General features: G+C 62.0%; 22 protein-coding genes and 2 tRNA genes. 17 read left to right on the forward strand and 7 right to left on the reverse strand.

The annotated features are described in order from the left end of the window. Nucleotides 1–33: 33 nt before the first annotated feature. The 6 genes from mscL (at nt 34) to HJB91_RS06460 (ending at nt 7,487) form a co-directional block, all read left to right on the forward strand. Nucleotides 34–471 (forward strand): large conductance mechanosensitive channel protein MscL, encoded by a 438-nt coding sequence (gene mscL, locus HJB91_RS06435; protein ID WP_037143248.1) that lies wholly within the window; start codon nt 34–36, stop codon nt 469–471. Nucleotides 472–657: 186 nt separating this feature from the next. Next, the gene (locus tag HJB91_RS06440) at nt 658–1,824 is read left to right on the forward strand and encodes a pyridoxal phosphate-dependent aminotransferase (protein ID WP_221145944.1); all 1,167 of its coding nucleotides are present in this window, start codon (nt 658–660) and stop codon (nt 1,822–1,824) included. A gap of 203 nt (nt 1,825–2,027) precedes the next feature. Next, nucleotides 2,028–3,062: a UDP-glucose 4-epimerase GalE gene (gene galE, locus HJB91_RS06445; protein WP_210629287.1), complete on the forward strand. Its 1,035-nt coding sequence runs from the start codon at nt 2,028–2,030 to the stop codon at nt 3,060–3,062. Nucleotides 3,063–3,178: 116 nt separating this feature from the next. Continuing rightward, entirely contained in the window at nt 3,179–5,140 is a 1,962-nt protein-coding gene (locus HJB91_RS06450) for a bifunctional diguanylate cyclase/phosphodiesterase (RefSeq protein ID WP_221145947.1), read from the forward strand. 83 nt (nt 5,141–5,223) lie between these two features. Beyond that, a complete protein-coding gene (locus HJB91_RS06455) occupies nt 5,224–6,276 on the forward strand; it encodes an enoyl-CoA hydratase/isomerase family protein (RefSeq protein WP_221122735.1) in 1,053 nt (350 codons plus the stop codon). A 242-nt stretch (nt 6,277–6,518) separates the two neighbouring features. Next, nucleotides 6,519–7,487: an MBL fold metallo-hydrolase gene (locus HJB91_RS06460; protein WP_221122736.1), complete on the forward strand. Its 969-nt coding sequence runs from the start codon at nt 6,519–6,521 to the stop codon at nt 7,485–7,487. A gap of 47 nt (nt 7,488–7,534) precedes the next feature. On the opposite strand, the gene HJB91_RS06465 is transcribed toward HJB91_RS06460, so the two are convergent. Both HJB91_RS06465 and HJB91_RS06470 read right to left on the reverse strand, forming a co-directional pair. Continuing rightward, nucleotides 7,535–9,595, reverse strand: coding sequence for an ATP-dependent helicase (locus HJB91_RS06465; RefSeq protein WP_221122737.1), 2,061 nt, complete (start codon nt 9,593–9,595; stop codon nt 7,535–7,537). Nucleotides 9,596–9,691: 96 nt separating this feature from the next. Further along, nucleotides 9,692–9,958 carry a hypothetical protein gene (locus HJB91_RS06470; protein ID WP_210629282.1) on the reverse strand — a complete coding sequence of 89 codons (267 nt, stop codon included), beginning with the start codon at nt 9,956–9,958 and terminating at the stop codon, nt 9,692–9,694. Nucleotides 9,959–10,186: 228 nt separating this feature from the next. Here HJB91_RS06470 and HJB91_RS06475 point away from each other — a divergent pair, with 228 nt between their 5' ends. Further along, entirely contained in the window at nt 10,187–10,450 is a 264-nt protein-coding gene (locus HJB91_RS06475) for a hypothetical protein (RefSeq protein WP_210629281.1), read from the forward strand. A gap of 222 nt (nt 10,451–10,672) precedes the next feature. On the opposite strand, the gene HJB91_RS06480 is transcribed toward HJB91_RS06475, so the two are convergent. After that, complete coding sequence (locus tag HJB91_RS06480; protein ID WP_210629280.1) at nt 10,673–10,915, reverse strand: DUF982 domain-containing protein; 243 nt, start codon at nt 10,913–10,915, stop codon at nt 10,673–10,675. A 346-nt stretch (nt 10,916–11,261) separates the two neighbouring features. Continuing rightward, nucleotides 11,262–11,336, reverse strand: a tRNA-Thr gene (locus HJB91_RS06485). 156 nt (nt 11,337–11,492) lie between these two features. Here HJB91_RS06485 and HJB91_RS06490 point away from each other — a divergent pair. From HJB91_RS06490 to HJB91_RS06535, 10 genes are all read left to right on the forward strand, one after another. After that, complete coding sequence (locus HJB91_RS06490; RefSeq protein ID WP_011423945.1) at nt 11,493–11,687, forward strand: hypothetical protein; 195 nt, start codon at nt 11,493–11,495, stop codon at nt 11,685–11,687. Between the two features lie 92 nt (nt 11,688–11,779). Continuing rightward, entirely contained in the window at nt 11,780–13,072 is a 1,293-nt protein-coding gene (gene murA, locus HJB91_RS06495; protein WP_210629279.1) for a UDP-N-acetylglucosamine 1-carboxyvinyltransferase, read from the forward strand. Between the two features lie 156 nt (nt 13,073–13,228). Further along, nucleotides 13,229–13,660 carry a DUF2948 family protein gene (locus tag HJB91_RS06500; RefSeq protein ID WP_210629278.1) on the forward strand — a complete coding sequence of 144 codons (432 nt, stop codon included), beginning with the start codon at nt 13,229–13,231 and terminating at the stop codon, nt 13,658–13,660. A 57-nt stretch (nt 13,661–13,717) separates the two neighbouring features. Further along, nucleotides 13,718–15,013 (forward strand): histidinol dehydrogenase, encoded by a 1,296-nt coding sequence (hisD, locus tag HJB91_RS06505; protein WP_221153881.1) that lies wholly within the window; start codon nt 13,718–13,720, stop codon nt 15,011–15,013. 10 nt (nt 15,014–15,023) lie between these two features. Further along, nucleotides 15,024–15,497 carry a UPF0262 family protein gene (locus HJB91_RS06510; protein ID WP_210629276.1) on the forward strand — a complete coding sequence of 158 codons (474 nt, stop codon included), beginning with the start codon at nt 15,024–15,026 and terminating at the stop codon, nt 15,495–15,497. Continuing rightward, complete coding sequence (locus tag HJB91_RS06515; protein WP_210629275.1) at nt 15,494–15,979, forward strand: low molecular weight phosphatase family protein; 486 nt, start codon at nt 15,494–15,496, stop codon at nt 15,977–15,979. The genes HJB91_RS06510 and HJB91_RS06515 overlap by 4 nt, the downstream gene beginning before the upstream one ends. Before the next feature lie 122 nt (nt 15,980–16,101). Continuing rightward, nucleotides 16,102–16,320: a translation initiation factor IF-1 gene (gene infA, locus HJB91_RS06520; RefSeq protein ID WP_003545338.1), complete on the forward strand. Its 219-nt coding sequence runs from the start codon at nt 16,102–16,104 to the stop codon at nt 16,318–16,320. A 36-nt stretch (nt 16,321–16,356) separates the two neighbouring features. Continuing rightward, nucleotides 16,357–16,977, forward strand: coding sequence for a Maf-like protein (locus tag HJB91_RS06525; RefSeq protein ID WP_210629274.1), 621 nt, complete (start codon nt 16,357–16,359; stop codon nt 16,975–16,977). A gap of 131 nt (nt 16,978–17,108) precedes the next feature. Then, complete coding sequence (gene yacG, locus HJB91_RS06530) at nt 17,109–17,321, forward strand: DNA gyrase inhibitor YacG (RefSeq protein ID WP_221153883.1); 213 nt, start codon at nt 17,109–17,111, stop codon at nt 17,319–17,321. Between the two features lie 180 nt (nt 17,322–17,501). Continuing rightward, nucleotides 17,502–17,577, forward strand: a tRNA-Phe gene (locus tag HJB91_RS06535). Between the two features lie 214 nt (nt 17,578–17,791). Here the strand turns inward: HJB91_RS06535 and HJB91_RS06540 are convergent. From HJB91_RS06540 to HJB91_RS06550, 3 genes are read right to left on the reverse strand one after another with little or no spacing between them, the layout of a single operon-like run. Next, on the reverse strand, nt 17,792–18,787 hold the full coding sequence (locus HJB91_RS06540) for a HupE/UreJ family protein (RefSeq protein WP_210631695.1): 996 nt from the start codon (nt 18,785–18,787) through the stop codon (nt 17,792–17,794). Then, nucleotides 18,784–19,701: a peptidylprolyl isomerase gene (locus HJB91_RS06545; protein ID WP_259668835.1), complete on the reverse strand. Its 918-nt coding sequence runs from the start codon at nt 19,699–19,701 to the stop codon at nt 18,784–18,786. Before HJB91_RS06545 ends, HJB91_RS06540 begins: the two co-directional genes overlap by 4 nt. After that, nucleotides 19,698–21,638: a DUF3604 domain-containing protein gene (locus HJB91_RS06550; RefSeq protein ID WP_221122739.1), complete on the reverse strand. Its 1,941-nt coding sequence runs from the start codon at nt 21,636–21,638 to the stop codon at nt 19,698–19,700. The genes HJB91_RS06545 and HJB91_RS06550 overlap by 4 nt, the downstream gene beginning before the upstream one ends. Between the last annotated feature and the right edge of the window lie 134 nt (nt 21,639–21,772).

The following is a 21,772-nucleotide window of genomic DNA, read 5'->3' on the forward strand; positions in this document are numbered from 1 at the left end:
TCTCTGAAATGGGATCGAAGGGAGACGGATCCGATGCTCAATGAGTTCAAGGCCTTTATCGCCCGCGGCAATGTCATGGATCTTGCAGTCGGCGTCATCATCGGCGGTGCCTTCGGCGGCATCGTCAAATCCCTGGTCGACGACCTTATCATGCCGATCGTCGGCGCCATTTTCGGCGGCTTCGATTTTTCCAATTATTTCCTGCCGCTCTCGTCGGCCGTCAACGCGCCGACACTGGCCGCCGCCCGCGCCCAAGGGGCGGTCTTCGCCTATGGCAGCTTCCTCACCGTCCTCATCAACTTCCTGATCCTTGCCTGGATCATCTTTCTGATGGTCAAGGGCGTGAACTATCTGCGCATGCAGGTCGAGCGCCAGGAGAAGGCGGCACCGGAAGAACTGCCCCCGCCGCCGGCGGACGTCCAGCTGCTGACGGAGATCCGCGATCTCCTCGCCAAGCGCCCGGCGGTCTGATCGGAGCTGGGGCCGGCGGCTCAGGCTGGCGTGTTGAGGCAAGTCGTGGTGGCTCCACAATGGCTCCGCCCGCCCTCAGCACGTCGGCCGCGCCGGCCATCCATCACGAAAATCGATATGCCATCACTGGATATCATGGGATTTGCGGTCGCAAATCCTCTATGAAGGCGAAAACCGGAGATCTGCATGTCGATCATGAACAGCCTCAGCCCGCGCGCCGTGGCGGCGCCCGAAAGCGGGATCGTCGAAGTCGTCAATTATGCCCGCGGCCGCGAAGGCCTGCTGCCGCTCTGGGTCGGTGAAGGCGATCTGCCGACGCCCGATTTCATCAGCCGGGCGGCGATGGAAGCGCTGGCCGCCGGCGAGACCTTCTACACCTGGCAGCGCGGCATTCCCGAGCTTCGCCGGGCGCTGTCGGATTATTATGTCAGGCATTTTTCCGTCCGGCTGCCGGTCGAGCATTTCTACGCCACCGGCTCCGGCATGCAGGCGATCCAGCTCTGCGTGCAGGCGCTGACTTCGCCTGGCGACGAATTCGTTTATCTCACCCCCGCCTGGCCGAATATTGCCGCAGCCCTCGAAATAGCAGGTGCGCGCTCCGTCGGCGTCACGCTGCAGTTCGAAGGCGGCAAATGGACGGTCGATCTCGAGCGCGTCGAAGCCGCCATCACATCCAAAACCAGAGGCATCTTCATCAACACCCCTTCGAACCCGACGGGTTGGACCGCGACGAAGAAAGATCTCGGCAATATCCTGGCGCTCGCCCGCAAACATGATCTCTGGATCATGGCGGATGAAATATACGCGCGCTATTACTTCGCCGGCGGCCGCGCGGCCTCGTTCCTCGACGTGATGGAGCCGGACGACAAGATCGTCTTCGTCAATTCCTTCTCGAAAAACTGGTCGATGACCGGCTGGCGCGTCGGCTGGATCGTCGCCCCCCCAGAGATGGGCCAGGTGCTTGAAAACCTCGTCCAATATTCGACATCCGGCGTGGCGCAGTTCATGCAGAAGGGCGCCGTCGCAGCCCTTGATCAAGGCGATGATTTCGTTGCGGCCAACATCGCCAAGGCGGCGCGGTCGCGCGATATCCTCTGCGATGCGCTGATTGCCACCAATCGCGTCGAGACGCTGAAGCCGGACGGCGCGATCTATGCGTTCCTGAAGATCGACGGCGTTGCCGACAGCCGCAGCGCCGCCATCGACATCGTCGACAAGACGGGCGTCGGCCTTGCTCCCGGGGCTGCCTTCGGCGCCGGCGGCGAGCTCTTCCTGCGCGCCTGTTTCCTGCGCGATCCCGCCCAGGTGGCGATCGCGGCCGAGCGCCTCTGCGACTATATCCTCAAGCGCTGAGAGGGCGCGGGGCACGCCCGTGCGGGACGATTTCGTGCCGGAATCGCCTGATCGATAAAACTGTAGCGAAGAGCGAAATCAGCCTCTAACCACGACTCCAAACATACCCGTTCAAACGCCTTACAACGGCGCCGTGATAAGAAAATTGGAAAGAAAACCGGCGCCTGATGCCCCTGCTTATAAATTGAGGCGGGGTGTGGGGAATGGCGGTTTTGGTGACGGGCGGCGCCGGATACATCGGCAGTCACATGGTTTGGGCGCTCATCGATGCCGGCGAGGATGTGGTCGTGCTGGACCGTCTCTCCACCGGCTTCCGCTGGGCGGTGGCGCCGGCGGCGCGTTTTTATCTCGGCGACATCGCCGATGCCGATATTCTGAAGAAGATCTTCATCGAAAACGACATCGAGGCGATCATCCATTTCGCCGGCTCCGCCGTCGTGCCGGTGTCGGTTGCCGATCCCCTCGCCTATTACGACAACAATTCCGGCAAGACCCGGACGCTTCTTTCCGCCTCGATCAGGGCCGGCATCCGCAATTTCGTCTTCTCCTCGACGGCCGCCGTTTACGGCCAGCAGCAGACGGACCTGCCGGTGAAGGAGACGGCTCACCTCAATCCGGAAAATCCTTACGGTCAGTCGAAGCTGATGACCGAGCTTATGCTGCGTGACGCCGCCGCCGCCTATGATTTCAACTATGTCGCGCTTCGCTACTTCAACGTCGCCGGCGCCGACCCGCACCACCGCACCGGCCAGTCGACTTCGGGCGCCACGCACCTCATCAAGGTTGCCTGCGAGGCAGCGCTCGGCAAGCGTGACAGCGTCCATGTTTACGGCATCGACTATCCCACCCATGACGGCACCGGCGTGCGCGACTACATCCATGTCACCGACCTCGCCGATGCGCATCTGAAAGCGCTGCAGCACCTGCGCAGGGACAAGGGCCCGCTCGTCGCCAATTGCGGTTATGGCAGCGGCTATTCCGTGCTCGACGTCTTGAATATGGTCACCCGCCTGCACGGGCATTCCTTCAAGATTCACATGGCGCCGCGGCGCGCCGGCGATTCGGCCAGCGTCGTCGCCGATCCTTCGCTCGCCCGGCAGGTGCTCGACTGGAAGCCCCGCTACGATTCGCTTGAGACCATCGTCCAGAGTTCGCTCGATTGGGAACTCTTCCTGTCGAACAGAAACGTCGACGACCTGCACAGCATCCACCGGGCACTTGCCGCCGCATCCTTCTGAGCGGTGTCCGGCGGCGGCTGCCGTTTACACCAGCGCCCGCGGGCTTCGAATGACGTGACGTGAATAAGGAAACATCAAGCTTTCGCTGCCTGGCTCTGGCCGACGGATAAGAGAAGATGAAGAACTTTCTGGCTTCATTGCAGCTGCAAAGAGACAATCCGACGCTTCTGATGGCGCAGTTCCAGGCCCTGTCGTCGCAGATCCCCATTCTCTATATCCTGCTGATCATCAATGCGCTGGCGGTGGCGATTACCCATCTGAAATCCGCGCCGCTGTGGCTGTCGCTCTATATTCCGGTGGCGCTCAGCGTCGTCTGTATGTTCCGTCTCTGCTGGTGGGAGATCAGGGGCAAGGAAAGCATCACTGCCGAGCGGGCCTACCGGCTGATGAAGGTGACGATATCGGGCGCCGGAATCCTGACCGTCGCTTTCGGGAGCTGGTCGGTCGCGCTTTACCAATATGGCGATGCGTCGCAGCAGGGCCAGATCGCCTATTTCCTCGTCGTGACCGGCATTTCCTGCATCTTCTGCCTGATGCATCTGCCGATGGCGGCGGCGATGACCACGGTCATTACCTTCTCCGCCATGATCACCACCTTCATGTTCTCGGGCAATCCCGTTTTCGTGGCGACCGCCGTCAGCGGGCTCTTCCTCATCCTGCCCTTCCTCCGGGTGATCAACAGCTATTTCCAGAATTTCGTCGGCCTGGTGCAACTGACCGAGGAGTTGAAGAAGAAGCAGGCGGAGGCCGAGGAGTTGAACCTCGTCAACAGCCGCAACGCGCTGCATGATCAACTGACCGGCCTTGCCAACCGCCGCAGCTTCTTTCTCTCCCTGGAAGAACGGTTGCAGAAGAATCCGTTCTCGACGCCCGTTCTCGGCATTATCGATCTCGACGGCTTCAAGCCCGTCAACGACGTTTTCGGCCATGCCGCCGGTGATCTCGTGCTCAAGGAAACGGCGCGACGCTTCACCGCTTTGGTCGGCGAGGAGGGTATCGTCTCCCGTCTCGGCGGCGATGAATTCGGCATCATTTTCCCCTCATCGATGACGCGCCAGGCGGTCGCCGATCTCGGTCAGGCGCTTTGCGCCGCCGTCCGTGATCCCATCGAAATCCCCGATGGCTCGGTCCGCGTCTTCGGCTCCTGCGGCATCGTCTATCCCGATCTCGGCGAATACACCGCCGAAGACCTCTACGAGAAGGCCGATTTCGCCCTCTACCAGGTCAAGAGCAAGCGCAGCAGCGGCGTCGAATTCTTCTCCGCCGAACACGAAAAGATCCTGACGCAGCGCTACCTGATCGAACTCGAGTTGCAGGCAAACGATTTCGCCGGGGAATTGAAACTCGACTACCAGCCGATCGTCGAATTGAAGAGCGGCCGCGTCGTCGCTTATGAGGCGCTCGCCCGCTGGGACAGCGCCCGTTTCGGACGCATCAGCCCCACAGCCTTCATTCCCGCCGCCGAGCGCACGGCGGTGATCGGCCGCATGACGCGCATCCTCTTTGCCCAGGCGCTCGAAGCGCTGGCGATCATTCCGCGCCATCTGAGGCTCTCCTTCAACCTCTCGGCACGGGATATCTGCGATCATGAGACCTCGATGGCGCTGCTTGCCATGATCACCCGCTCCGGCATCGACCCGAAGCGCATCGAATTTGAAATTACCGAAACCGCATTGCTCTCCGATTTCGACACGGCCGACCGGGTGATCACGATGCTGCGCGCCGCCGGCATCTCGATCGCCCTCGATGATTTCGGCACCGGCTTTTCCAGCCTCAGCCATATTCATCGTCTGGCCTTCGACAAGCTGAAGATCGACAAGGGTTTCGTGATGAATTTCGATCGCGACGCCCGTTGCATGAACATCACTCGATCGGTCGCCAACCTCTGTCAGAATCTCGGCATCGCCTCGGTCGCCGAAGGTGTGGAAAGCGAAGCGATCGCCGAGGGATTGAAGGCGATGGGTGTCCGTCTGGCGCAGGGCTATTATTTCTCGCGGCCGCTGCCGCTGGAACTCGCCATCGAATATGCGGACCGCTGCGAAGCCGCAGCGTCAGCCCGAGACGCCCTGTCGGCCTGAGCAATCGCTTGGTCCCGGCCCGCAAATACTCTGGAGCGATGCCGCATCCTCGTCTATGCATGGTTCAACAGACGAGGTGAACCATGCAGCACGGCGAAGTGATCATCGAACGGCGGGGCACTGCCGGCATCATCCGGCTCAACCGGCCGCGGGCGCTGAACAGTCTGACGCTGCCGATGATCCGCGCGCTCGCGGAGGCCCTTCATGGCTTTGCCTCCGGATCCGATGTGGCAAGCGTTGTGATCACGGGCGAAGGCGAACGCGGCTTCTGTGCCGGCGGTGATATCCGTGCGCTGCATGAAAGCGCCCGCGCCGGCGATGGTCTCGCCGGAACCTTCTGGCGCGAGGAATTCCGCCTCAACCATATGATCGCCTCCTATCCCAAACCCTATGTCGCGCTGATGGACGGCATCACCATGGGCGGCGGCGTCGGCCTGTCCTCGCACGGCCGCCACCGCATCGTCACCGAGCGCACGCGGCTTGCCATGCCGGAGACCGGCATCGGCTATGTCCCCGATGTCGGCGCCACATGGCTGCTGCCGAAGGCGCCCGGCGAGGCCGGAACATGGCTCGGCCTGACCGGGCTCGATATTGGTGCTGCGGACGCGATCTATGCTGGTCTCGCCGATCTTCAGATCGCTTCGGCGCGGCTCGACGCGGTGATCGATGGCCTCTGCGACCTGCCGCGCACCAGCGCGTCGACGGAAGTCGATGCCCTGCTGCAGGGATTTTCCGAACCGCTGGCGGAAAGCCGGTTGCGGCAGAATGTCGATGTGATCGACCGCGCATTTTCCTTCGACGGCGTCGAGGAAATCCTCGCGGCTCTCGCCAAAGAAGAGGGCGACTTTGCAGCCGAGACGCGCCGGGTATTGCTCAGCCGGTCGCCGACCAGCCTGAAACTCGCTCTGCTGCTGCTGAGGGCGGGCCGGCGCAGTGCCTCGCTCGCCGAATGTCTTCGCCGCGAACTCGGCGCCTGCCTGCAGATGCTTGATAATCCCGATTTCTTCGAAGGCATCCGCGCCGCTGTCATCGACAAGGACCGCAATCCGAAATGGTCGCCGGCATCAGTCGAGGCGGTGACGGCGGAAACGGTCGAGCGCTTCCTGAAACCGGCTGAGCCGCCGCTTTCGCTTTGATGTCGTAACTCCTGCGTTGCTGCTAGCGAGGGCACCGCCTGCCGGGCGGGACTCTGCGTCCTTTTGCTGGTCGCTCCACGCCAAATCTGCACTGCACCACGGCGAATCCATAGGCGGGCCTGTCCTAAAGCCTAGCCTTCCCTCTCCCTTGACCTGATCGACCGCCAAACGCGCTCCGGCATAGTCTCCGCTTCGTGATCATCGACCCGACATCTTTCGATCATGCAACACAGGAGCGCATCATGTCACAAGCAGAAGCAAGACCCCGTACGGCTGGCCAGCAGGAGACAAACATCAACCTCAACAGTACCTCGCAGCCCGGCAGACCGCGGCCGGATGAGCTGGTTCCGTCGCGCTACGCGGTGCGGATCGGCGAGATTGAAGTTCTGATCATCAGCGATGGTGTGCTGCCGCTCCCAACCGCGATGCTGGGGCACAATGTCGATGCGGCTGACAGGGCAGCGTGGCTGGGGGATATGTTCCTGCCGCCTGACGCTTTCGACTGGGCGCTGAACGTGGTCCTGGTCCGCAGCGGCGGGCAGACCATCCTCATCGACGCCGGGCTGGGGCTGGACCCGGACTTGAACTTGCCGCGGGCCGGGCAGCTGATCAGGAGGCTGGAGGCTGCTGGTATCGATCTTGCGGCGGTGACCGACGTGGTGCTGACCCACCTGCACATGGATCACATCGGCGGGCTGCTGGTTGATGGGGTGAAGGACCGACTGCGTCCGGACCTCAGGATTCACGTGGCGGCTGCCGAGGCGAAGTTCTGGGAAGCGCCCGATTTCAGCCAGGTGTCCATGCCGCCAGGCTTCCCTGACGCGCTTCGGGCGACCGCAAAGCGGTTCCTCGGCGAGTACGCCAGCCATCTTAGGCTATTCGACGAGCAATCCGAGGTGGCGCCGGGTGTGGTCGCCCAACGCACCGGCGGCCACACTCCCGGACACAGCGTTGTTCGCCTGGCATCGGGCAGCGACCAGTTGACATTCGCCGGCGACGCCATCTTTGCGGTCGGGTTTGAGCACCCCGACTGGTACAATGGTTTCGAACACTATCCCGAAGAAGCGGCTCGTGTGCGCCGCGATCTTTTGCGGGAGCTGGCGGCGACCGGTGAACAGCTGGTGGCCACCCACCTGCCGTTCCCGTCCGTCGGCCGGGTGGCGGTAGACGGCGAAGCCTTCCGCTGGGTGCCGGTCTTCTGGGACTATTGAGCGCCGAACCAAAGAGCGTTGCATGGAGCCGATCTATGCAACGCACTCTATCGCCACATGCCGCGCATGCGGGCGCCGACGTCGATGCGCACCTGCCGCGCTTGCGCCTGGGCGGCGGCTTCCGATTTCACCTGCGGCCAGCTGCAGGCCTCGAAGAACTGCAGCAGCGTCGCGGGAATGAAACGGCTGCGCGCGGCATAGACGTGCCGATCGCCTTGGGCGTTCTGCCCATAGGTGAAGAAGCGTTGCGGCACGACAAGGTCGAGACCGTCCCGGGCGCGCGTCATCGCCACATAGAGCAGCCGGCGTTCCTCCTCGATTTCGGCGCTGGCGCCGACGGCAAGATCGCTCGGAATACAGCCGTCGACGACGTTCAGCATGAACACCCTCGTCCACTCCTGGCCCTTGGCCGAATGGATGGTCGAGAGGACGAGATAATCCTCGTCGAGCAGCGGCACGCCGGCCTGGTCGCTGGTCGCATCCGGCGGATCGAGGGTGAGCTCGGTGAGGAAGCGCTCGCGCGAGGCATAGCCGCCGGCAATCTGCTCGAGCTGCAGGAGATCGGCCTGCCGCGTCGCCGCGTCCTCATGCAGCCGTTCCAGATGCGGCGCGTACCATTGCCGCGCCAGCCCGATTTCAGCCGGCCAGCCGGCCTTGCCGGATTTCAGCTCCTGCAGCATCGAAACGAAGGCGGTCCAGTCCTCGCCGGAGCGCGGCGGCGCCGGCATGGCGGCCAGCGCCGACAGCGGGCTTGCATCCTCGGCCATCAGATCGAGCGCCTTCTGCGCCGTCGACGGTCCGACGCCTGGCAGGATCTGCATCAGCCGGAAGCCCGCCACCCGGTCGCGCGGATTTTGCGCAAAGCGAAGGGCGGCCAGCATGTCCTTCACATGCGCGCTGTCGAGAAACTTCAAGCCGCCGAACTTGACGAAGGGAATATTGCGCCGGGTCAGCTCAACCTCCAGCGGCCCGCTGTGATGGGCGGCGCGGAAGAGCACGGCCTGCTGCTTGAGCTTCAAGCCTTCTTCGCGATTGTCGAGCACCTTTTCGGCGATATAACGCGCCTGCTCGGCCTCGTCGCGCACCGAAACGAGGCGCGGCCGTTCCGCCGATTGCCGCTCGGTCCAGAGATTCTTGGTGAAGCGCTCCGAGGCGAGATCGATGACGGCATTGGCCGCGGCCAGGATCGGCTGCGTCGAGCGGTAATTGCGATCGAGCGTGACGATATTGGCGGCCGGGCTGAAGGCGGCGGGAAAATCGAGGATATTGCGAACCGTCGCCGCACGGAAGGAATAGATCGACTGCGCGTCATCGCCGACGACGGTCAGCCCCTGGCCCTCAGGCTTCAGCGCCAGAAGGATCGAGGCCTGCAGCCTGTTGGTGTCCTGATATTCGTCGACGAGCACATGGTCGAAGCGGCTGCCGATATCCTCGGCAATCACGTTCTCGCCGACCATCTGCGCCCAGTAGAGCAGGAGATCGTCGTAATCGAGCACGTTCTGAGCCTGCTTCGCCTCGACATAACAGGCAAAGAGTTCGCGCAGTTGTTGCTCCCACGCTGCGCACCAGGGAAAGGCGTCGCGCAGCACCTGATCGAGCGCCGTCTCCGAATTCACTGCCCGGGAATAGATGGCGAGGCAGGTCCCCTTGGCCGGAAAGCGGCTTTCCGTTTTGGAGAAGCCGAGATCGTGCCGGATGAGGTTCATCAGATCGGCGCTGTCTTCGCGGTCGTGAATGGTGAAATCGGCATCGAGGCCGATCTGCTGGGCGTAATCGCGCAGCAGCCGCGCGCCGATGCCGTGGAATGTGCCGGACCAGTTGAGCGCATCGGCCATGATGCCGGCATTCGAACCCAGCACATCACGGCAGATGCGCTCGACGCGCCGCGCCATCTCGGCGGCTGCCCGACGCGAGAAGGTCATCAGCAGGATGCGGCGCGGATCGGCGCCCTTGACGATCAGATGGGCGACGCGATGCGCCAGCGTATTCGTCTTGCCGGAGCCGGCGCCGGCAATGACCAGCAGCGGCCCGGCAATATGGCTGCCGTCAGTGAGCGTGCCGTGCTCGACGGCCATGCGCTGCTGCGGATTGAGCTTTTCGAGATACATCCAGCCGTCCGGTCGGGCTCCCGCAGAATCACTCCGGGAAGATTAGATGTTCCTTGAATGTTCGCGATTTTAGCCGCTGTCAAGCGGTTCGAGACCTTAATCGGGGAAATCCGGGCCGATCACGCGCCGCACCAGTTTCAGGCTGCGGTCGGGCTGGAGGATATAGGTTTCCTCCACGCGCTGGCCCGTCTCGTTGTAGAATTGATGATGGACGGCGCTGCCGATCGGCGACTTGGTGAGCTTGGTTCGCGGCTGGCCGCCATAGGTGATGCTGCCGGGGATGGGTTCGAGCGCGGCCGTATCGGCCGAGGAGCAGCCGGCCAGCAATGCCCCTGCAAACAAGGCGGGCAGAAACCCTTTCATCATCGTCGTCCTTCTCAGCTGATATGGAACGCGCAGCCTCTTTCGCCAAGAGCTGCTGCCCGTCACGTTGTCGAATGTTTCGTGCGCCGGCGCAGCGATGTCGACGGGGGCCGAGATCGCGGAAAGCATCGCCGGCTGAGGCTATGTTGCAGCGCCTGCTGCGGCGCTGAGGGAACCAAAGCACTCTCCAGGTGTTGAAATGCCGGACCCGAAACGCTGGAGACCATCATGCAGACGCTTCTTCGCCTCTGGGCGTCCACCTTGATCATCGGCTGCGGCGTCTTTGTCGGCTCAGCCTATGCCTCGCTCGAGACGGGCATGGATTATTCCGCCTTGCCGAAGGATCAGATCGCCCTCAACGAATATACCGGCAGTGTCGCTTGTGAGCCGGCAGAGCCGCACTACCTGCCGTCCTTCATCCGCGCGGCCGACGGCACGATCATCGGTGTGGGATATATCGAGATGGAGAATGAGGCCGGTGCGGATTGCTGAAGCCGATCCGCTCGAACGAGGCTCGCCTGCGTTTCCGGATGACGAGCCTCTGACCGTCATCATGACGGCTGGATGTTTTCTATCGAAACAGCTGGCTCAGGCGCAACGCCCTTTGCGCCAAAACCCGGCACCTGCTCGATGCAGGGTTAAGTGAAAATTAAACAATGTATCGTTCCGGCACGGTTTGCTGACCAAACCGGAAACGGCCGGACGTCTGCTGCATCAATGCAGCTTCAGCTTCGCCTCTTCGGCCGCCGCCAGGAACTCGGCTCTAGCCTCCTCCATGCTTTTGCGACCGTCCAACGCAGCCCGGCAGGTGCTGCGGGCCTTGATGTAACGAAGCCCGCGCGAACTCGGCCAGAGATCTGCCAGGCATTTCAAGGCATCGAACGGCCCGTTGACCGTTCGCGCATCGGCTCCCTCGAAACCGACCGTGACCGGGCTGTTCCATCGTTCAGTTGCCATCGATTCTCCTCCACGATTGTCGACAGAAACAGGGTGCAGCGCCTCCCATTCTCAGGACGGACGCCGCTATGATAGGCATTCTAGCGCGATTTTTGCCGTCAACAATGGTGAATCGTTCGTTGCTGATGAGGCGAAATGCCAGCTTGGGTGAGGCGGATCGCCGGGGGTGCGCACGCCAGGGGAATGTTGAGCAGTCGCAGATAAGTTTTATGGAACTTGCGCGCTGGAGCCGCTAGGCACGGGGAGAGGTCGCGGCTTGGTCTCTTCGCCCCGTTCATGGGGAGAAGGTGGCGGCGGCCGGATCAGGGGTAGCCGGGCGCGTGAGAAATGATGTCCGGGAGAAAACTGGTGCTGCCGAGTGGGATTGAACCACCGACCTCACCCTTACCAAGGGTGTGCTCTACCACTGAGCTACGGCAGCAGGACCAGATCCGCATGGAGCCGGGCGGCTCAATTGCAGGAACGGGGCGGCTATTGCCACAGCTTGACGACAAGCGCAAGCCGCAAAATCCAACTTCGCGTGGATAGAGATGCAAGGGCCTTTTGGATCGGTGCGAATTCGGCTAATTCTGTTGACATGAACGACAAGACCGAAACCGGCCAGAAGAGCCGTAAAGAGGCGATCGAGGCACAGGCGAAACTGCGCCGCGAGCGCGCCGCCGAAAAGCTCAGGGAAAATCTCTCGAGACGCAAACAGCAGGTGCGTGCCCGCCGTTCCGGCCAGGCCGACGAAACAAACGGGCTGCCCGCCGCAAAAATGGACGAATCGTAATGTTCCGTCCCGGACGAATTGAAGCCTCTGCATAAATCCCCTAAACACCTCACTCCTTCTTTCAAGGCAGAACTTTCAGGAAGTAAGCGCACATGGATCGTATCAGAATTGTCGGCGGTAATGAGCTGAATGGCATCATTCCGATTTCCGGCGCCAAGAATGCCGCACTGCCGCTCATGATCGCCTCGCTTCTGACCAGTGACACGCTGACGCTGGAAAACGTGCCGCATCTGGCAGACGTCGAGCTTCTGATGCGCATTCTCGGCAATCACGGCGTCGACGTCGCCGTCAACGGCCGCCGCGAGCGCCAGGAGGATTCCTACGCCCGCACGATCCACTTCACCTGCCGCACCATCGTCGATACCACCGCTTCTTACGAACTGGTCTCCAAGATGCGCGCCTCCTTCTGGGTCATCGGGCCACTCTTGGCGCGTGAGGGCCATTGCCGCGTGTCGTTGCCGGGCGGCTGCGCCATCGGCACGCGCCCCGTCGATCTTTTCATCGACGGCCTGACGGCGCTTGGCGCGACGATGGAGATCGATGCCGGTTATATCAACGCCAGGGCGCCGGATGGCGGCCTGATCGGCGCGCGTTACACCTTCCCGAAAGTCTCCGTCGGCGCCACCCATGTGTTGATGATGGCCGCGACCCTTGCCCGCGGCACGACTGTCATCGGCAACGCCGCCCGCGAACCTGAAGTCGCCGACCTCGCCAACTGCCTGAACGCCATGGGCGCCAAGATATCAGGCGCCGGCACCTCGACCATTACCATCGAAGGCGTCACCTCGCTCTCGGGCGCCCGTCATCGCGTCCTGCCGGACCGCATCGAGACCGGCACCTACGCCATGGCCGTCGCCATGGCCGGCGGTGACGTCGTGCTCGAAAATACCGATGTGTCGCTGCTCGAAACCGCACTGGAAACCCTGCGCCGGGCCGGCGCTGATATCTCGGCGACCAATAACGGCATGCGCGTCAGGCGCAACGGCGCCGGCATCAAGCCGGTCGATATCGTCACCGATCCTTTCCCGGGCTTCCCCACCGATCTGCAGGCACAGTTCATGGCGCTGATGACCCGCTCCTCCGGCATCTCGCATGTCACCGAGACCATCTTCGAAAACCGCTTCATGCACGTGCAGGAGCTTGCCCGACTCGGCGCCAGGATTTCGCTCTCCGGCCAGACCGCGAAGATCGAAGGTGTCCAGCGCCTGCGCGGCGCGCCCGTCATGGCGACCGATTTGCGCGCCTCCGTCTCGCTCGTCATCGCCGGCCTCGCCGCCGAGGGTGAAACCACGGTCTCCCGTGTCTACCACCTCGACCGCGGCTTCGAGCGGCTCGAAGCGAAGCTGACCCGCTGCGGCGCCGTCGTCGAGCGCATCAGCGAGTAAGAGAGACCTTCATTCCGGTTGCGTAATCGGTCGCAGCATCTTATTTGCCTTGTCTGACGCATCGCCATTCCGGCGATGCCTGTTAAATAGCAAGAGCATGATGTCGTCCGAAAATCGCTCGCACTTTCGGCATCCTGCTCTGGGGATTGAGCCTGAATGACCGACCTGAAGCTTGTTGCGCTTGATGACGAGGACCTCGCGATCATTTCTGCGCATATGCAGGATAGCGTCTTCAAGGTCGGCGATATCGACTGGTCGCCGCGCGGCGCCCAGTTCGCGCTTGCCGCCAATCGCTTCGTCTGGGAAAGTGCCGCGCGCAAGCGCAGAGGTTTCGAGCGCCGCCGTGCCGTTCTGGCCTTCAAGCGCGTGCTTGCCGTCCGTTCGCTCGGCGTCGATCGCGGCAATCGTGATCAGGTATTGTCGCTGCTGGCGCTGCGTTTCGACAGGAAGGGCGAGGGGCCGGATGGCACGATCGAGCTGGCGCTGTCGGGCACTGCCTCGATTGCGCTCGACGTCGAATGCATTGAGGTCCAGATGGCCGATATCGGCGGCGCATGGCAGGCGGCTTCCAAACCCCGCCACCCCTGAATGGCTTGACGCCTGAAGTTTGAACATCGCGGTTCGAGTTGAGAAGGAATATAGGTCTTGGCAATCTGGCTGGATCAGGTACTGGAAGGTTTCGAGCAGCATTTTGCCGCCTTTCTGACGACGAAGCGCGAAGTGTCCGAGGATGTGAATGCCGTCGCCCGCTCTATCATCGATAATGTCAGGGCGCGCGGCGATGTGGCGCTGGCCGAATATTCGCTGAAATTCGACGGCATCGATTTTGCCGTGGTACCGATGCGCGTGACGGCGGAGGAGATCGACGCGGCGATCGAGGCGGTGCCCGCCGAAGTGCTGGGTGCGCTGAAGCTCGCGGCGCTGCGCATCGAAAGCCATCATCGCCGGCAGCTGCCGAAGGACGATATCTACGAGGACGATCTCGGCGTCCGTCTCGGCTCGCGCTGGACGGCAATCGAGGCGGTCGGGCTCTATGTTCCGGGCGGCACCGCGAGTTACCCGAGCTCGGTGCTGATGAATGCCGTCCCGGCCAAGGTCGCCGGCGTCGATCGCGTCGTCATCGCCGTTCCTGCCACCGGCGGCGCCGTCAATCCGGCGGTGCTCGCCGCCGCCAGGCTGGCCGGCGTGACCGAGATCTATCGCGTCGGCGGCGCCCAGGCGATCGCCGCTCTCGCCTACGGCACCGAGACGATCGCTCCTGTCGCCAAGATCACCGGTCCCGGCAACGCCTATGTCGCCGCCGCCAAGCGCCACGTCTTCGGCACCGTCGGCATCGATATGATCGCCGGCCCCTCCGAGGTGCTGGTGATTGCCGACAAAGACAACAATCCTGATTGGATCGCCGCCGATCTTTTGGCGCAGGCCGAGCACGATGTCAGCGCCCAGGCGATCCTCATCACCGACGATGCCGAATTCGGCAAGGCGGTGGAGCAGGCGGTCGAACGCCAGCTGAAGACGCTGAACCGCGCCGACACGGCAGCGGCAAGCTGGCGCGATTTCGGCGCCGTCATCCTGGTTGCCGATCTGAAGCAGGCCATCCCGCTTGCCAATCGCATCGCTGCCGAGCATCTGGAGCTTGCCGTTGCCGATCCCGACCGGCTGCTCGACGGCATCCGCAATGCCGGCGCTATCTTCATCGGCGCTCATACGCCTGAGGTTATCGGCGATTATGTCGGCGGCTCGAACCATGTGCTGCCGACGGCGCGTTCGGCGCGCTTTTCCTCCGGCCTGTCTGTGCTCGATTTCGTCAAGCGTACCTCGATCCTGCGCCTGGGGCCGGGTGAGTTGCGCACCCTCGGCCCGGCGGCGATCGCGCTTGCGGTCTCCGAAGGCCTCGATGCCCATGCGCGGTCGGTCGCGATCCGCCTCAACCTCGATTAGGTGTGAGGGGATGGCGGCGGGCGATTTCCGGCTTTGCGACGTCGTCCTCGACGATACGATCGGCCGTTCGACGCCCGATGTCGAACATGAGCGTGCCGTCGCCATCTTCGATCTGATCGAGGAGAACAGGTTCGAGCCGCTCGGCCATGCCGGCGGTCCCTACCGGCTGAACATCTCGCTGATGGATTCGAAGCTGGTGTTCGCCATCAAGACCGAAGAAGGCGGCGATGTCGCCACCCATATCCTGTCGCTTACCCCCTTCCGGCGGATCGTCAAGGATTACTTCATGATCTGCGAAAGCTATTACGAAGCGATCCGATCGGCCACGCCAAGCCGCATCGAAGCGATCGACATGGGCCGGCGTGGCATCCACAACGAAGGCTCGCAGACGCTGAAAGACCGGCTGGCCGGCAAGATCGAGGTCGATTTCGACACCGCCCGGCGCCTTTTCACGCTGGTCTGTGTGCTCTACTGGCGCGGATGACGGCGATGGAGCTTGCCGCCGACGTCGAGGACGCAAAGAGGCCGGGCGCCATTCTCTTCATGTGCGGGCTGAACGCCATCCGCTCGCCGATGGCCGAAGCGATCGCCCGTAGCATTCTGCCTGCCAATACCTATATAAGGTCCGCCGGCGTTCGCGCCGGCGAGCGCGATCCTTTCGTCGATGTCGTGCTCGAGGAAATCGGGCTGTCTCTCGGGCGCCGCCAGCCGCAGACGCTTGATGAACTCGAGGACGATTATTTCGATCTGATCATCACGCTGTCGCCGCAGGCCCATCACGCCGCACTCGAGCTGACGCGGTCGAACGCGATCGACGTCGTCTACTGGCCGACCATGGATCCGACGGTCGTCAGCGGCACGAGGGAGCAGATACTGCACAGCTATCGCGAGGTCCGCGATCACCTGGCCGGCCTCATCGAAAGCCGGTTGCTCAAACGAAATGGCATCGCCGCGCAATCGGCATGAAAACAAATAAAGGAAAGCCTGATCAACAAGGTTCACAAACCTGCCTTGATTGTGTAGTTTCCGCCCAAATTTAAAGGCGCGCGTTGCGCTGCCTCTGCAACCCACAGGAAGAAAACCACTATATGCCGAAAGAAGAAGTCCTCGAATTCCCGGGAATCGTCACCGAACTTCTGCCGAATGCGACGTTCCGCGTGAAGCTTGAAAACGAACACGAGATCATCGCCCATACCGCCGGCCGCATGCGCAAGAACCGCATCCGCGTTCTCGCCGGCGACAAGGTGCTGGTGGAGATGACGCCCTACGATCTGACGAAGGGCCGCATCACCTACCGTTTCAAGTAAGTCTGCCCGCTCCCGTCCGCCGATGGTCGAGGTTTCATGGCGCTGAAATACAAGCTCATTCTGGCCTCGGGCTCGCCCCGTCGCGTCGACCTCCTCAACCAGGCCGGCATCGAGCCTTCGCGCCTGATGCCGATGGATATCGACGAGACGCCGAAGAAGTCGGAGCATCCGCGTTCGCTCGCCCGAAGGCTATCGGCCGAGAAGGCCGAGGCCGCACTTGCCGCCATCAAGGGCGATATCACCTGGAAGGGCAGCTATATCCTCTCCGCCGATACGGTGGTCGCCGTCGGCCGGCGCATTCTCGGCAAGGCTGAATTCGCCGACGAGGCGCTGAGCTCGCTACATCTCTTGTCGGGACGCAACCATCTCGTCTATACCGGCATTTGCCTGGTGACGCCCGATCGCAAGATCCGCCAGAAGATCGTCGAGACCAAGGTGCGCTTCAAGCGGTTGTCCGGTTTCGAGATCGAGAATTATCTCGCCTCCGGCCAGTGGCGCGGCAAGGCTGGCGCTTACGGCATCCAGGGCATTGCCGGCACTTTCGTGCAGAAGATGGTGGGTTCCTACACCAATGTCGTCGGCCTGCCGCTCTATGAAACCATTCTGCTTCTGACCGGCGAGGGCTTCGATGTGCATAGCCGGTGGCCTGAGGGCTGACCGACGGCCGATGCTTAAAGCGCGTCACGATCTTTCAGATCCGCGCGTCGCGCTTTAAGGCTTTTTTCTCGCATGTCGTTGTTGCAACACCGCTGACACTGTTGCGCGCCATGCTCTAGGACGGACCGATCATGCCCGAAGACAAGAAAGCCGCCGCCAAGGTCGAACCGCTGCGCAAGACGCGCCCTTGCCCGGGATGCGGCAAACCATCGAACCGCGAACATTACCCCTTCTGCTCCAACCGCTGCCGCGAGGTCGATCTCTCCCGCTGGCTGACCGGCTCCTACGCCATTCCGGTGGCCGACGACGAAACGAAGGCCGATTACCCGGATGAGGAAAACTAGGAGATTTCCTCCCCGAAGCTCTTATTTTTCCACATGAATCCGCAAAATTGGCAAGACCGTCAAAAAAGAGTCATTTGACGCTTGCCATGGCCGAACAAGATGCTATAACCCCGCTCGCTTCCGGGGCGAACCAAGGCCCCGCAGTTCTTTTCATCAAGAACACCCTCGCGAAGCAGGTTGGCCCAGGTAGCTCAGTTGGTAGAGCAGCGGATTGAAAATCCGCGTGTCGGTGGTTCGATTCCGCCCCTGGGCACCATTCAGTCTTCGGCCCATTCTAAAAAACAGCCTCCATGCGTGGTTAATTTGATCTGCCCACCCGCTTCCCGTCGCCTTTCGGTCAGCACCTGATCGTTCGCGACCTGTGTAATCTTCGCTATCCAGTGCAAGGTGGTTCCGAGATCGGTGTTGATCGCCGACAGCCGGCGCGCCTCAAAGCGTCTGCGTGGTCGAGAATTCACGAGGTCGACTGTTCACGCGACCAATCCTGCGATGCGTGGAACAAGCCACAACATCGCCGCGGTTCCGATAATGTAGGCGCCGACCTGGCGGGCTTGTGCGGGTGGGACGGTCACCAGTGCTCCTGCCAATCCGAGCAAGACCGAAGCCGCGGCCACGAAGATCAGTTGTCCCGCCTCGACGCCCAGGTTGAAGGTTAGCAGGCTCAGCGGCACGTCGGATTGTGGCAATCCCATTTCCATCAGGGCGCCGGCAAAGCCGAAGCCATGCAGCAGACCGAATACGAAGGCTACCACCCATGGAAGCCTTTCGGAAAGCCGTGTCTCACCTGGCTTCATTCTAACAAGTTCGCTCGCAACGAAAGCGATGCTGAGAGCAATTGTCGCTTCGACCGGCTTCTGCGGCAGACTGAAATAGCCGAGCGAGGCCCCAGCCAAGGTGATGCTATGGGCAATCGTGAAGGCGGTGATGGTCTTGATCAGCATCCCGCGCTCTCGAATGAGCAGCAGAAGGGCGAGAACGAAGAGCAAATGATCGAGACCGGAAAGGATGTGTTCGACTCCCAGCAAGAAATAGATTCGAGCGATGTCGAGGCTGCTCTTTGCACCTGCCACGGCGAAAGAGGGTGCAGCCGGCATGAGGCGCACGACCTCTGTGTCGCCGTTTTGATATGCGATGCGAACGAGCGCTTCCGTCATGGTCGACCTGAGTCCATCGATGGTGATCTCGCCGCCTTTCAGTCCGCCTGCACAGATGACCGTCCAGCGCTGGAGATAGGCGCTGCCGCCGATCGATCTTGCTCGGTCTGTTTTTTCGACGCATGGCTTCGGCAGTATTGCATTGAGACTGAGGCGCATGTTGCCCTGCGCCGGCACCTTCCAGATGACCGCGAACTCGTCGCGTGCCGTTTCGCGCAGGTCGAGATAGGCAGGCCTGATTTCGTGAGCAATACCTGAGGTGGCCAGGAACAGCGGGACAAGCACCGCCAGCAATGCGCCGAACCGCATCATCGGCCGGCTTCCGCACTGACAGGGAATTCGATGCTTACCATATAGTGCTTGAGCAACTCGGCAAATCGCCCGTCTTCCAAGGCCCGCCGCTTGGCGTTCGTCCATTCCCGCGCAACGGCATCCCGCACCTCGTCGAGCGCTGGCACTCGGCCGGGCATGCGTCTGGACACCCGGACCAGATGGAGCCCGAAACTGCTGGCGATGGGGCCTGTCCATTGATCCAGGGGGGCCTTGTCGAGTTTCTCGGGGAATTCGACGCCGAAGGTTTGCCCGATCGCCGTCTTGCTCGAAAGCGGTAGGTCGGAAGGAAGCAGCGTCGGGTCGCCCAATAGGCTAGGATCCGCGGCGGGATTGGCCTGCAGCGCTTCGAGGATGGAGGCTGCGTCCCGAGCGGTGCTGTCGCCGTGCCGCTGCGGGTTGAGATATACTTGCTGGAAGGCAAGCATCGGATCAATCTCGAACGTGGCTGCGTTGATCTGCAGATAGGCTTGGAGGTCTGCGTCGGTCGGCGTCAGAACGTCGGCGGCGGCGTCGACGAATTCCATTTTCTGACGCAAACGGCGGCGAACGACCGTGTCGTCTCTGTCGAGCCCGAGCGCCAGCGCCTCGCGCACCAGGACTTCTTCTTTCACATAGTCGTCGATCAGGCCCTTCAATTCCTCCGAGGTCGGCGGCCGCTGCCAGGTCTTGGTGAATAGAATGGCCATCTGCTCGATCTTCGGCGCCGTGACGACGATGCTGCCCGGCTTGTTTTGGATATCCGCGCCAATGAGCCGGTAACCGGCGAAGATCACCAATGCGAGCAGCAGGAAATGAACCAGCGGCTCCCTTAGCATGGATTTCAGCCAGATCGTTCCTGTTCGTTGGCTGGAGGGTGGAGCGGTCGGTCCGGCGGCCTGTTCAGCCGCGGTCATGGCGTATACCAGATCGGCGAGGTGTAGGCGCGCTCGGTCACCGTCATCCGCGTTCCCTCGAGCGGCTTCGTTCCGTACCGTTTGGCATCATAGGCAGTCCATCGCGGCGTCGGAATTTCGATGACGCGCCCGTAGTAAAAAGCCTTCTGCTTGGGATCGAAGCTGGGATCCTTCCAGATGGCGATCAGTTCCGGAGCGCCGATCGTATTGGTCCATGTCGCGTTTTCGACGTTCACGGTGCTGCCGACCGGCGGCAGCTTGCCGTCGGCGCCTGGTTTGCGGTCCCCGCTCCAGGCGACATCGTACACCTGCTCATGCGTCTCGCCCTTGTCGTCCAGCCAGCCCTTGACGATCTGGTAGCGGTCGAGATTGGCCCCGATCGGGTCCCGCAGCGCGGCGACGAGGAACGACGGTGCCTTTCCTTCCGGCGCTGCTCTGAGATCGCCACCCATGGGAACGCCCTTGGCGTAGCCGATTTCACCGGGGTTGCGGGTCTCGGCGTCGGCTTGTTCGAAATTCCAGCCGCCGAAGAAGCGTACGGCCATGCGCGATCCCGTTGTGGCATAGGTCTCCTTGCGTTGCATGGCGTCCCATATCGACTCGCGCGTATTTTCAACCGCCCAGACAGCCGCGTATCCCGACGCGCCGACTTCCCAGTCCATCACCGTGATGCCGGTCTTGTCGTCCTTGACAAAGGTTGCAGTCAGACGCTCGGGGCTCGGCTCCTGCGGCGTGGTCTTGCCGAAGAAATTTTCCTCCTCCATCGCCGAAAGGCCCGTGTGTGCATCGGAGCTGCCGACCAATCCGAACTTGTAAGGGTTCGTACCGAGCTCGGCTTCGAGTTTGAGGCCGTTCTTCAATGCAGACCGTGCATATTCGAACTCGAGCATAGCAGGCGTCTTGCGTTCGCTGGCATCGAGATTGCCGAAATCCCAGATCTCGAAATCAGCAAACTCATCGTTCGGCGACAGCAACGGGTGTGCCTCTCCGGTCCCCTTCGTCTGGGTCGTTTCGTAGAGGCGTTCCCACCTGGCGCGCTGCTCGACATAGGTCTTGTCGACCGGCTTGCCGGTGAAGGATTCGATCAGCGGGAACATGCGCCCATTGGAGAGATTGCCGTTGTGCGCAATCGCCAGCACGTTGCCGCCGGTCTTGTCCTCATAGGCCTGCATCCACTGCCATAGATCGCGCGGGTTGTCGCTGCCCAGTGGTTTCAGCGTGGTATAGGGTACGACCTGGGCGGCCTTGTCGGCATTGTCGCGGAAGATGACGTTGCGATGGAGGTTGTTACCTGCCGTATTGGACGTCCATTCATAGCCGATGAAAGCCGTGAACCGCCCCGGATCGTTATATTCCTCGGCAGCCTTTATCGTGTCCTGCCATGCGTTCTTGTAGGGACGCGTGTCCGGCCCATAGATCATGCTCTGGGGAAGCGTTCCCTTGCCGAAGCTGAAGATGATTTGAAGCGCCGCGGTAGCGCCCTGGCCTGACTTGATCATATCGTACCAGGTCTTCGCCTGCGGATCGGCGATCACTTCGGCCTTGCCGGCGAACAGATCGGGGAACATGCCCATGTTGTCGGAGTGATCGGCCACGACCAGAAAGTCGAGCGGCCGTGACAGCTTCGCAGGCTGGCCGCTTGAGGCCATGACCTCCTCGCCACGGGCGAAGCGGTAAGCGTCACGTGGCGTCAACCTCGCGCCGAACGCGCCGGCGTCGAAGGAGGCTCCCGTATGCAAATGCGTGTCGCCAAAAAGCGGGCGGGTCGGAAAATTTCGTCCCGCATAGGGCGAGTAGAGAGGTTTACTGGTGAATACCCGTCCAGCCGCCCCGCTGTCCAGAGTGCCGATATCGGTGGCCTGCTGAGCCACGGTCGGTAAAGCAGAACCGAGGCTTATCAGCCCGGCAATCAAGAGTTTCCCAGGTGTCCGTTTCATGGCTCTCCCCCTCCACTGTGCGAACATTACACTATCGAAGCGGCGCGCTCCTTGATTAGCATCAATGACCGGAGCCCCTGTCCCGGCGAAATCAGCCTTGATATCCTCTGAGGCCGGCCCTGGCGTGCCGACCG

This window comes from Rhizobium sp. NLR10b, assembly GCF_019685435.1.
Classification (GTDB): Bacteria; Pseudomonadota; Alphaproteobacteria; order Rhizobiales; family Rhizobiaceae; genus Rhizobium.

Coding starts and splice junctions, on each gene's coding strand:
- murA (WP_210629279.1), top strand. CDS start 11,780: ATGGATCGTATCAGAATTGTCGGCGGTAATGAGCTGAATGGCATCATT.
- HJB91_RS06525 (WP_210629274.1), top strand. CDS start 16,357: ATGGCGCTGAAATACAAGCTCATTCTGGCCTCGGGCTCGCCCCGTCGC.
- HJB91_RS06545 (WP_259668835.1), bottom strand. CDS start 19,701: ATGACCGCGGCTGAACAGGCCGCCGGACCGACCGCTCCACCCTCCAGC.
- HJB91_RS06450 (WP_221145947.1), top strand. CDS start 3,179: ATGAAGAACTTTCTGGCTTCATTGCAGCTGCAAAGAGACAATCCGACG.
- galE (WP_210629287.1), top strand. CDS start 2,028: ATGGCGGTTTTGGTGACGGGCGGCGCCGGATACATCGGCAGTCACATG.
- HJB91_RS06475 (WP_210629281.1), top strand. CDS start 10,187: ATGCAGACGCTTCTTCGCCTCTGGGCGTCCACCTTGATCATCGGCTGC.
- HJB91_RS06515 (WP_210629275.1), top strand. CDS start 15,494: ATGACGGCGATGGAGCTTGCCGCCGACGTCGAGGACGCAAAGAGGCCG.
- HJB91_RS06480 (WP_210629280.1), bottom strand. CDS start 10,915: ATGGCAACTGAACGATGGAACAGCCCGGTCACGGTCGGTTTCGAGGGA.
- HJB91_RS06470 (WP_210629282.1), bottom strand. CDS start 9,958: ATGAAAGGGTTTCTGCCCGCCTTGTTTGCAGGGGCATTGCTGGCCGGC.
- HJB91_RS06465 (WP_221122737.1), bottom strand. CDS start 9,595: ATGTATCTCGAAAAGCTCAATCCGCAGCAGCGCATGGCCGTCGAGCAC.
- HJB91_RS06500 (WP_210629278.1), top strand. CDS start 13,229: ATGACCGACCTGAAGCTTGTTGCGCTTGATGACGAGGACCTCGCGATC.
- HJB91_RS06540 (WP_210631695.1), bottom strand. CDS start 18,787: ATGATGCGGTTCGGCGCATTGCTGGCGGTGCTTGTCCCGCTGTTCCTG.
- mscL (WP_037143248.1), top strand. CDS start 34: ATGCTCAATGAGTTCAAGGCCTTTATCGCCCGCGGCAATGTCATGGAT.
- infA (WP_003545338.1), top strand. CDS start 16,102: ATGCCGAAAGAAGAAGTCCTCGAATTCCCGGGAATCGTCACCGAACTT.
- yacG (WP_221153883.1), top strand. CDS start 17,109: ATGCCCGAAGACAAGAAAGCCGCCGCCAAGGTCGAACCGCTGCGCAAG.
- HJB91_RS06460 (WP_221122736.1), top strand. CDS start 6,519: ATGTCACAAGCAGAAGCAAGACCCCGTACGGCTGGCCAGCAGGAGACA.
- HJB91_RS06550 (WP_221122739.1), bottom strand. CDS start 21,638: ATGAAACGGACACCTGGGAAACTCTTGATTGCCGGGCTGATAAGCCTC.
- HJB91_RS06490 (WP_011423945.1), top strand. CDS start 11,493: ATGAACGACAAGACCGAAACCGGCCAGAAGAGCCGTAAAGAGGCGATC.
- HJB91_RS06455 (WP_221122735.1), top strand. CDS start 5,224: ATGCAGCACGGCGAAGTGATCATCGAACGGCGGGGCACTGCCGGCATC.
- HJB91_RS06510 (WP_210629276.1), top strand. CDS start 15,024: ATGGCGGCGGGCGATTTCCGGCTTTGCGACGTCGTCCTCGACGATACG.
- HJB91_RS06440 (WP_221145944.1), top strand. CDS start 658: ATGTCGATCATGAACAGCCTCAGCCCGCGCGCCGTGGCGGCGCCCGAA.